7 protein-coding genes are annotated in these 8,989 nt (G+C 70.0%); 4 read left to right on the plus strand and 3 right to left on the minus strand.

Translation table 11 applies throughout. The annotated features are described in order from the left end of the window. Together BZY54_RS42190 and BZY54_RS42195 are read right to left on the minus strand one after the other, a co-directional pair. Window positions 1-998, minus strand: a 998-nt coding sequence (locus BZY54_RS42190) for a zinc-dependent alcohol dehydrogenase family protein (RefSeq protein ID WP_208640930.1), incomplete at its 3' end; no start/stop codon positions are given. 114 nt (window positions 999-1,112) lie between these two features. Beyond that, complete coding sequence (locus tag BZY54_RS42195) at window positions 1,113-2,381, minus strand: MFS transporter (RefSeq protein WP_086730664.1); 1,269 nt, start codon at window positions 2,379-2,381, stop codon at window positions 1,113-1,115. 594 nt (window positions 2,382-2,975) lie between these two features. On the opposite strand from BZY54_RS42195, the gene BZY54_RS42200 reads away from it, so the two are divergent. Next, a complete protein-coding gene (locus tag BZY54_RS42200) occupies window positions 2,976-3,986 on the plus strand; it encodes a P1 family peptidase (protein WP_086730665.1) in 1,011 nt (336 codons plus the stop codon). Between the two features lie 327 nt (window positions 3,987-4,313). Here BZY54_RS42200 and BZY54_RS42210 read toward each other — a convergent pair whose 3' ends face one another. Further along, on the minus strand, window positions 4,314-5,381 hold the full coding sequence (locus BZY54_RS42210) for an Lrp/AsnC family transcriptional regulator (protein WP_158104002.1): 1,068 nt from the start codon (window positions 5,379-5,381) through the stop codon (window positions 4,314-4,316). 151 nt (window positions 5,382-5,532) lie between these two features. Between BZY54_RS42210 and BZY54_RS42215 the strand changes: the two genes are divergently transcribed. From BZY54_RS42215 to BZY54_RS42225, 3 genes are all read left to right on the plus strand, one after another. Continuing rightward, a complete protein-coding gene (locus BZY54_RS42215) occupies window positions 5,533-6,435 on the plus strand; it encodes a polysaccharide deacetylase family protein (protein ID WP_086730669.1) in 903 nt (300 codons plus the stop codon). Window positions 6,436-6,896: 461 nt separating this feature from the next. Beyond that, window positions 6,897-8,156, plus strand: a complete 1,260-nt coding sequence (locus BZY54_RS42220) for an MFS transporter (RefSeq protein ID WP_086730670.1) — start codon at window positions 6,897-6,899, stop codon at window positions 8,154-8,156. Next, on the plus strand, window positions 8,156-8,989 hold an 834-nt coding region (locus tag BZY54_RS42225), incomplete at its 3' end, for an SDR family NAD(P)-dependent oxidoreductase (protein WP_086730668.1). The genes BZY54_RS42220 and BZY54_RS42225, both read left to right, overlap by 1 nt.

An 8,989-nucleotide genomic window follows, 5' to 3' on the forward strand; every position in this document is an offset into this window, starting at 1 on the left:
GCGCGGCGCTCGTCCATCGCCTTGTAGCCCTCCGGGGCCTGCTCCAGGGGGAGGGTGAGGTCGAAGACCTTGCCGGGATCGATCTTCTTGTCCCAGATGAGCTGGATCAGCTCGGGCAGGAAGCGGCGCACCGGGGCGGGGCCGCCGAGGGTGTGGATGCCGGCGAAGAACAGCTCGATGCCGGGAATCTGGACGTCGTAATTGACGCCCACGTAGCCCAGATGCCCGCCACCGCGGGTGGAGCCGACGGCCTGCATGAACGATTCCTGGGTGCCGACGGCCTCGATGACCGAGTGCGCGCCGAGTCCGCCGGTGAGTTCCTTGATCTTGGCGACGCCCTCGTCGCCGCGCTCCTCCACGATGTCGGTGGCGCCGTAGTAGCGGGCCAGCTTTTGCCGCTCGGGGTGGCGGGACATGGCAATGATCCGCTCCGCGCCGAGCTGCTTGGCGGCCAGGACCGCCATCAGGCCGACCGCGCCGTCGCCGACGACTGCAACGGTCTTGCCGGGCCCGGCCTCGGCGGCGAAGGCGGCGTACCAGCCGGTGCCCAGAACGTCGGACGCGGCGAGCAGGGCGGGGATCAGCTCGGGGTCGGGCTGTCCGGGGGTGGCGACCAGGGTGCCGTCGGCCAGTGGGATGCGGGCCTTCTCGGCCTGGGTGCCGATGCCTGCGTGGACGAACTCGGCGTGCACGCACTTGGACTGGAAGCCGGCCTGGCAGATCTCGCAGGTGTTGTCGGAGATGACGAACGAGCCGACGACGAAGTCTCCGGGCTTGACGGTCTCCACTGCGGCACCGACCTCCTCGACCACGCCCACGTACTCGTGGCCCATGAGCGTGCGGTCGACGGGTTCGATACCGCGGTACGGCCACAGGTCCGAGCCGCAGATGCAGGTCGCGGTCAGCCTCACGATCGCGTCGGTGGGCTCGATGATCTCCGGATCCTCGCGATCCTCCACACGGACGTCGCCGGCGGTGTACATCACTACTCCACGCATCGTGGATCTCCTTGCTTTCATCGTGCGGGCGCCTGAAGGCACCGGTTCGTGTTCAGGAAGGCACGGCGCTGCCGCGGCTTCCTCGGTTTGGAGGGCTCATGCGGTCGAGCCCGCTCAAAGGGCCGAAGCGTCCGGTCCCGGGTCCGGCATCACCACCGCCGAGCGACGGCGCTGGGTGAGTGCGATGGCGATCGTGGGAATCAGCGTGAGAGCCCCGATGGCGGCGCCGACGGCGGCGGGACCGGTGGCTCGCAGGGGTGACTCCAGAGCGAGGCCCGCGAACCAGGAGCCGACGGCCGTGCCGAGATTGAATGCCGAGACGGTGAGGGCGGAGCCCAGAGTGGGGGCCTGGCCTGCGAAGCGGACGCCGAGGGAGATCAGTACCGGATTGGCGCCGAGTCCGAACAGGCCCAGCAGGGCGACCAGCACGATCGTGGGCACGGCGGACCGGGACAGCAGGCACAGCGCCACGAGCAGGACCGTGGTTGTCGCAGCGGCAGCGATGGTCGTCGCGTGCGGACGATGGTCCCCCAGGCGGCCGCCCACGAGGAAGCCCGCCAGGGCACCGACGCCGAATCCGACCAGGACCAGCGGCACGAGGCCGGAGGCCAGCCCCGCCCGGTCGGTCAGCAGCGGCAAAATGTAGGAGTACGTCGACAGCACGCCGCCCGTCGTGGTCGCGCAGGCCACGAGGACCAGCCACATCCGGCCCGAGCGCAGAGCGGACAGCTCGGAGCGGATCGACACCGCCGTGTGACTCACTTCGTCGTGCGGGACGTGGCGGGCGATGAGCACCATGGCGGCTGCCCCCAGGGCCGCGAGCGCCCAGAACGGGCCCCGCCAGCCCATGACCTGTCCGGCGAAAGCGCCCAGCGGCACGCCGACGACGTTGGCGAGCATCGCGCCGGCGCCCACGACGCCCAGGGCGCGGGAGCTCGAGGCGGGGCCTGCAGCACGGGCGGCTACCACGTTGGCCACCGCCCAGAACGCGCCGGTCGCCAACGCGGTCAGGAACCGGGCGGCCAGCAACAGCGAGAAGCTGGAGCCGACGGCGACGATGACGTGCCCCGCCGCGAAGACCCCCAGCGCCAGGATCAGCGTCAGCCTCCGGGGAAGCCGCAACGTCAGCATCGCCATCAGCGGGGCGCCGAAGATCATCCCAACCGCGAAGACAGTGATCAACAGACCTGCCTGGGCCACGCTGACCTGCACGTCACCGGCAATCTCCGGCAGCAGGCCCGCTACCACGAACTCGGTCGTGCCCATCAAGAACGTGCCCAGTGCCAGGACGTGGACGACGAGCGGAAGCCGGGCGGGCGGCTGCCCAGGCTCAGTGCCCTGCAGGGCGTCGGGGGCGTGGAGGGTGTCTCCTCGCGTCGTCATGCTTCATCTCCGCAGCGCGTCGAAATCGGGGGCGCATCCCACGAAACCGCTTCTGCCGCAGGCGCGGGAGGCCGTGTTTATGGGGGGTACAAGCTCAACCCCCTGCCCGAGAGGCTCGCGCCGTAGCGTTGAGGGCATGGACCGCCTCCCCGACCGCCGCGCCGACATCCTTCACCGATCCGGGCCGCAGCGACGGTTCCGGCTGCCGTGATGACGGCAGCCACGTAATGGGACCGGGTCGGCCTGGACCTTCCCCGGCACTGCCCACAACCTCACCAGCACGGCTCCGCCTACTTCGGCCCGTGGCCGGCGCCTCCGGCTTCGGTGCCCCGGCCGCCGGCTGACACCCCGCCCTGACTTCGTCCCGCACCGCAGACGGCCCCGGCCACCCGGCCGGGGCCGTCCTGCTGCGAGCAGCTCATCGACAGCCCACTACCAGGGGGTTCGTGGTCCTGTCATCTCAACGACGCTGCCTTGATGGGACGTTGTAATACTCTCACTCTGTACAGTCGTCTCCATCGGGCCTGCTTCTTTCGGCCGCAGTTACCAAGTGCCGGCGCGGTCCAGGCCGGATCATCCAGGGGTGACTCTCACATGCAGCGAAGACGCCTGCGGGACTTCGGCCGCCGGGTCGGCCGTCTGGAAACGGGTACGCACAATGCCATCACGGACGTGGCGGGCATCCTGGTCGGCCAGACCACGGTCATCGACGGCTCGAAGGGCATCTACTCGGGTGTCACCGCCATCGTGCCGACCTCTCTCGTCGAGGCCGAAGCCCGCGTGCTGCCTGCCGGGCTCCACGTCGGGAACGGCTACGGAAAGTTTGTCGGCGCCACCCAGGTCATGGAGCTCGGCGAGCTGGAGACACCCGTCCTGCTCACCTCGACGCTGTCGACCTTCCGTGTGGCCGACAGTTTGCTGAGCTGGCTCCTCGACCGGGCCGACCAGCCGATCGTCTCGGTGAACCCGGTGGTCGGCGAGGTCAACGACGGCTGGCTGTCGACCGGAGACCCGCGTCCGGTCACCGCCGACCACGTCCACGCCGCCCTGGACGGAGCGGGCACCGAGGTGGAGATGGGCAACGTCGGCGGCGGCACGGGGGCCTGCGCACTGGGTTTCAAGGCGGGCATCGGTACCGCTTCGCGCCGGGTGGAGCTGCGTGACCGCGAGGCCACGGTCGGCGTGCTCGTCCAGGCGAACATGGGTGGGGACCTGCGGCTTCTGAGCCGCACGATCACTCCTGAGAGCCTGGGATTCCGCCGGGCGGGACCTTCCGCAGACCGCGGCTCGTGCGTCGTGGTGGTGGCACTCGATGTCGCCTGCAACGCCCTGCAGCTTTCCCGGATCGCGGCCAGAGGCGTCTTCGCCCTGGGCAGGGTCGGTGCCTCGTACAGTCACGGCAGCGGCGACTACGGGATGGCTTTTTCGGCCGTCCACTCCGACAGTCCTACGACGTTGACGTCGATCGAGTTGGACACCGTGTTCGCGGCCGTCCTGGAATCCGTGGAGGAAGCGGTCATCGACTCCCTGCTGGCCGCACGGACGCTTCGCACACCGAGGGGCCGCGAAGCCGTCGCCCTCCCGCATGAGGTGCTCCAGCCATGAGGCGGCTGGGCATCCTCGGCGGCATGGGCCCGCTCGCCACCGTCGACTTCTACCGACGCCTGGCGGAACCTGGTATGTGCTGGCGGGAGGGAACTCGTCGCAGCTGGGCGCGACACTGGCGCAGGCGGTGTCGCGGTTGGCCCCATTTGCCGGCAACTGCCCGGACAGCGCCCTGGTCACCGTCACCCATGTCCACCGGATCCAACGACAGCCCGTCCTTGCCGGCTTGTTCCATGAGTACCGCCACGCTGCCTGACCGAAAGGCAGCGTCACAAGTGACAGCACCAATTCGCGTTTTCGAGCGGCACAGGCACCCCGGGAAGGTCCTCAGCAGTAGGTGGAGCCCTCCGGGAGGTCGCACCAGGGGTCGATGGGGACGCATTCTGTGCGGCGTCCCAGGTTGTCGAGGATCCAGCCCTGTCGCTTCACCGTGCGCAGGACGATTCCGTGGTCGGCGATCTCCAGCTCCGGGCACTCCGCGCTGATGCGGTCCTCCAGGTCGAGGACGCTGTCGACGGAGTGCAGCCACGCGGAGAGCAGGATGTTCGTCTCGCCGCTCGTTGCGGTAAGCAGCCGCACGTCCGGCATCCGGCCCAGCCGTTCGCAGACCTGCTGGCGTCGGGCGACCGGGACGCGCGCCCAGAGGAGGGACGTCACCGGCCATCCCGTGATGTGCTGGGCCACCTCACTGCGGAAGGCCACCGCGCCCGTCCGCTCCAGCCGGGTCAGGCGGCGCCGTACCGCGGTGTGGCTCGAGCCGAGGTGCTCGGCCAGGTCGGTCACGGGCAGCCGGCCGTCCACCGCGAGGGCGCGCAGCAGCTCCCGGTCCTGCGTGTCCAGTGGGCCGGGGACGGTCGTGCGCGGTGGGGTCTCGGCGGCCAGGGACTGCAGGCTCGACTGCTGTGCGCGGGTCAGCGCGTCCAGCCGCCAGTCGTTGCCGGCTGCCAGGATGCGTGTGGTGACCTGTGTGTTGACCCGGACGACGCCGGGCAGGCCGCTCACGTGGTCCAGGACGAAGCGGGAGAGGCTGGGCAGGTCGCGCGTGATGGCGTTGACGTTGATGTCGCGTCCGCTGGCCAGTTCCATCACGGACTTCGTCCGGGGATCACGGGCCAGGGCCAGGGCGACCCGGCCGCGTTCGGCGGGGTCGCAGTCGACGTCGATGAAGGCGTTGCACAGGGAGCGCCACAAGGCGGGGCTGCCCGTGGCCGTCACCCAGGCCGTTCCCCGTTGTGAGATCCGGTTCCAGCGGCGGGCGACCGTCACCGCGCTGAGTCCCAGCACATCGCCCACCGTGGCCCATGAGGCGCGTGGCGCGATCTGCAGGGCATGGGTGATCGCCAGGTCCGTCTCGTCGAGCTCAGCGGCGAAATCCTTCACATCAGCGCTTCCCATGGTGATTTCCATCGATTTTCGGGCCGGTCGAATGGGAGACGGCCACTATTGACCACCTCACCCCCGCCACACAAGAGCGGAGGTGACCGACAGGGCGCGTGGCCGCGCCCTGGCCCGGATCACAGCCTTCTCACGGAAAGGCCGCATCTCGATGACGCACAGCGAACAGCAACCGTGGGAGTGGGACGAACGCATCTGGCGCGGGCACGTCGAGCGGGTGCGGGCCGGCCGTTCCCTGGCGCCGAAGACCTGGCCGGGCGGCGCACGGTGCGCCGTGGCCCTGTCCTTCGACTCCGACCACGAGACGCCCGCCCTGCGCGACGGACAGACGAGCCCGGCGAAGCTGGCCCAGGGTGAGTACGGAGCGCGCGTGGCCGTGCCGAAGATCCTTGACATGCTGGAGCGCCATCGCATCCCGGCGAGCTTCTTCATGCCCGCGGTCTGCGCGCTGCTGCGCCCGCAGGAGGCCAGGTCCTACACGAAAGCCGGGCATGAACTGGCCATCCACGGCTGGATCCACGAACGCAACACGCAGCTCGGCGCGGAGAGCGAACGTGAGCTCCAGCTGCGCGCGGCCGACACCCTGGAGCAGATCAGCGGAGTGCGTCCCGTCGGCATCCGTACTCCCAGCTGGGACTTCTCTGCCCACACCCTGTCGATCACCCGGGAGATGGGGCTGCTCTACGACTCCTCGCTGATGGCCGACGACGAGCCGTACGAGCTGGTCGAGGACGGTGAGGCGACGGGTGTGGTGGAGATTCCGGTGGAGTGGATCCGCGACGACGCACCGTACTTCATGATGGAGCGCTTCGGGTCCTTGCGCCCATACATTGCGCCACGGGACGTGCTGCGGATCTGGCAGGACGAGTTCGCCGCCGCCTACGCGGCGGGCGGGCTGTTCCAGCTGACGCTGCACCCGCACATCATCGGTCACCGCTCGCGTCTGACCGTGCTGGACGAGCTGCTGGCGCACATCGCGGGACACGGCGGGGTGTGGCTCGCCACCCATCGCGACATCGCCGAGTACTGCCGCGCCCAGCACAACCAAAACTGACCGCCGAGCCCTCCGCGGCCCGATGACGGCCGGTCCCAGAGATCCGCCGTCCTACCCGTACCGAAATTGCGTGCCACTGGGCATCGGTACTGGGGCCGACGCGACAGCACCCACGTTCGCGTAACCGGCCACCTTCTCGCACGCCCGCACCAGGGCGTCCCTTCACGCAGGCGCATCTGCGCACCGCACTCGCAGAGCGCGCCGGTTTGCCGCCTTCTGCCACGCTCGCCCACCCATCGAGCCGATGACCGCCGCACCTGCGAGGGCTTTGCGGCGACGCAGAACAACGCGCCCGCAGCCCTGTCCCGGTCGGGCCGGTTAGTCCTGCAGGACGACACCGCGCACTTTCCCCGAAGACGGCTCCGCACGCCGCAGTCCGAACTGTCCCCTGCCTTCTGGAAGCGAGGAACCTCCTCGTGAGGACCACCATCACCGCACCCCGCACCGAACCGTCCCGCAGAATGACCCCCGCTCAGCGCAAGGCCATCGTGGCCGGCACTGTGGGCAACACCGTCGAGTGGGTCGACTGGGCGCTCTACTCCATCTTCGCCAAGATCATTGCCGGGGTGTTCTTCCCGCAGGGCGACGGCGCCGCCGCCCTGCTCTCCACGCTCGCCATTTTCGCCGTCGGCTTTGTGATGCGGCCGGTGGGAGCCGCCGTCCTGGGCGCGTACGCCGACCGCAAGGGCCGCAAGAAGGGTCTGACCCTCACCATCGGACTGATGGCGGGCGCCGGCTTCCTGATCGCCTTCACCCCCGGCTACGACACGATCGGCATCGCCGCGCCGCTGATCCTGCTGGTCGCCAGGCTCGTCCAAGGCTTCTCCGCGGGCGGCGAATTCGGCTCGTCCTCGGCGTTCCTGGTGGAGTCGGCCGCGTCCGGGCGGCGGGCCTTCGCCGGGTCCTGGCAGCAGGTGTCCGTCGCGGGCGGCGCACTGATCGCCTCCCTGTTCGGCACAGTATTCACCTCGCTGCTCGGCGAGGACGCCCTGCACAGCTGGGGGTGGCGCGTCGCCTTCGCCGCCGGCGGCCTGCTCGGCCTGCTCGGGCTGTGGCTGCGGGTCAGCGTCGAGGACACCGCCTCGTTCACCGAGGCCAAGGCCGGCGGAAAGGCGCCGAAGAACCCGCTCACGGCCATGTTCCGCGAGCACCCCGCCGCAGCGCTGCGCGTCGCCGGCATCACAGTCGCGGGCACGCTGACGTACTACATCTGGGTCAGCTACCTTCCGACGTACGCCAACCTCACCACGGGCATCTCGTTGGACAAGGCGCTGCTGTCCCAGACGCTGTGTCTGATCGTCTTCATGGTGCTGCTGCCCTTCGCGGGTCGGCTTTCCGACCGGCTGGGCCGCAAGCCCACCATGGCCGGCTTCGCGCTCGGCTTCGTCGTCCTGGCCTGGCCGATGCTCCACTTCCTGAACGACAGCTTCGTCGTGCTGTTCCTCGTCCAGCTCGTCGGCATGCTGCTGATCCTTGGCTACTCCGCCAACTGCGCCGTGATCATGGCCGAGCAGTTCCCGCCGGAGGTGCGGGCCACCGGCATCGCGCTGCCGTACGCGCTGGCCGTCGCCGCCTTCGGCGGCACCGCCCCCTACATCACGACCTGGATGAGCGAGTCCGGGCACGCCGACAAGCTCTGGCTGTACGTCTCCGGTGCCGCACTGCTCTCCCTGGCCGTCTACCTGACCATGCCCGAGACGAAGGACAAGGAGTTCTCCTGATGACGCACGCAGTCGTCACCGGCGCCGCGAGCGGCATCGGACGGGCCGTCGCCGAGCACTTCGCACAGACGGGAGCACAGCTGACGCTGGTGGACGTCGACGCCGATCGGCTCGCGGCAGTCGCCGACGCCCTCGGCGCGCGGCACCACGTCGTCGACCTGTGTGACACCGACGGCCCCGCGGCCGCCGTCGGCGATTCCTGGCGCGCGTACGGGCCGGTGGACGTCCTGGTGAACGCTGCGGGCATCTACCCGTCGCTGGACATGCTCGACGTCACGGCCGCCGGCTGGGACCGCGTCTTCGCACTCAACACCCGCGCTCCGGCCCTCGCGACGGCCGAACTGGCCCGTCTTGCGGCCGCGGCCGGGCGGCCCGCCTCGGTGGTCAACATCTCCTCGGGTGCCGCCCTGCGTGCCCGGCCCGGGGGCGGCCCGTACGCCACCTCCAAGGCAGCGCTGGAGATGGCCACCCGGGCGGCGGCGCTCGAATTCGGACCGCTCGGCATCCGCGTCAACGCCGTCAGCCCCGGCTTCGTCGCGGTGGACAGCGCCTGCAACCCGGTGGCTGACGCCTATGCCACGGTCGTCTCCGCAAACCCCCTCGGACGCCCGGGCACCCCTGCGGACATCGCACGCGCGGTGCTGTGGATCGCCGGGCCGGAGGCCTCCTGGGTGACCGGGGAGATCCTTCGAGTGGACGGCGGCAGCAGCACCGGAGCGACACACCTGCCGCGGCTGTGGCCGCCGGATGCCTCCGCGGCGGACCGGACCGGCACACGGGGAGCGGACACCGGTACCACTGCCGACATCACAACTCCCGCCGGCGCCGGCGGG

The organism is Streptomyces carpinensis, assembly GCF_002154505.1.
GTDB classification, from domain to species: Bacteria; Actinomycetota; Actinomycetes; order Streptomycetales; family Streptomycetaceae; genus Streptomyces; species Streptomyces carpinensis.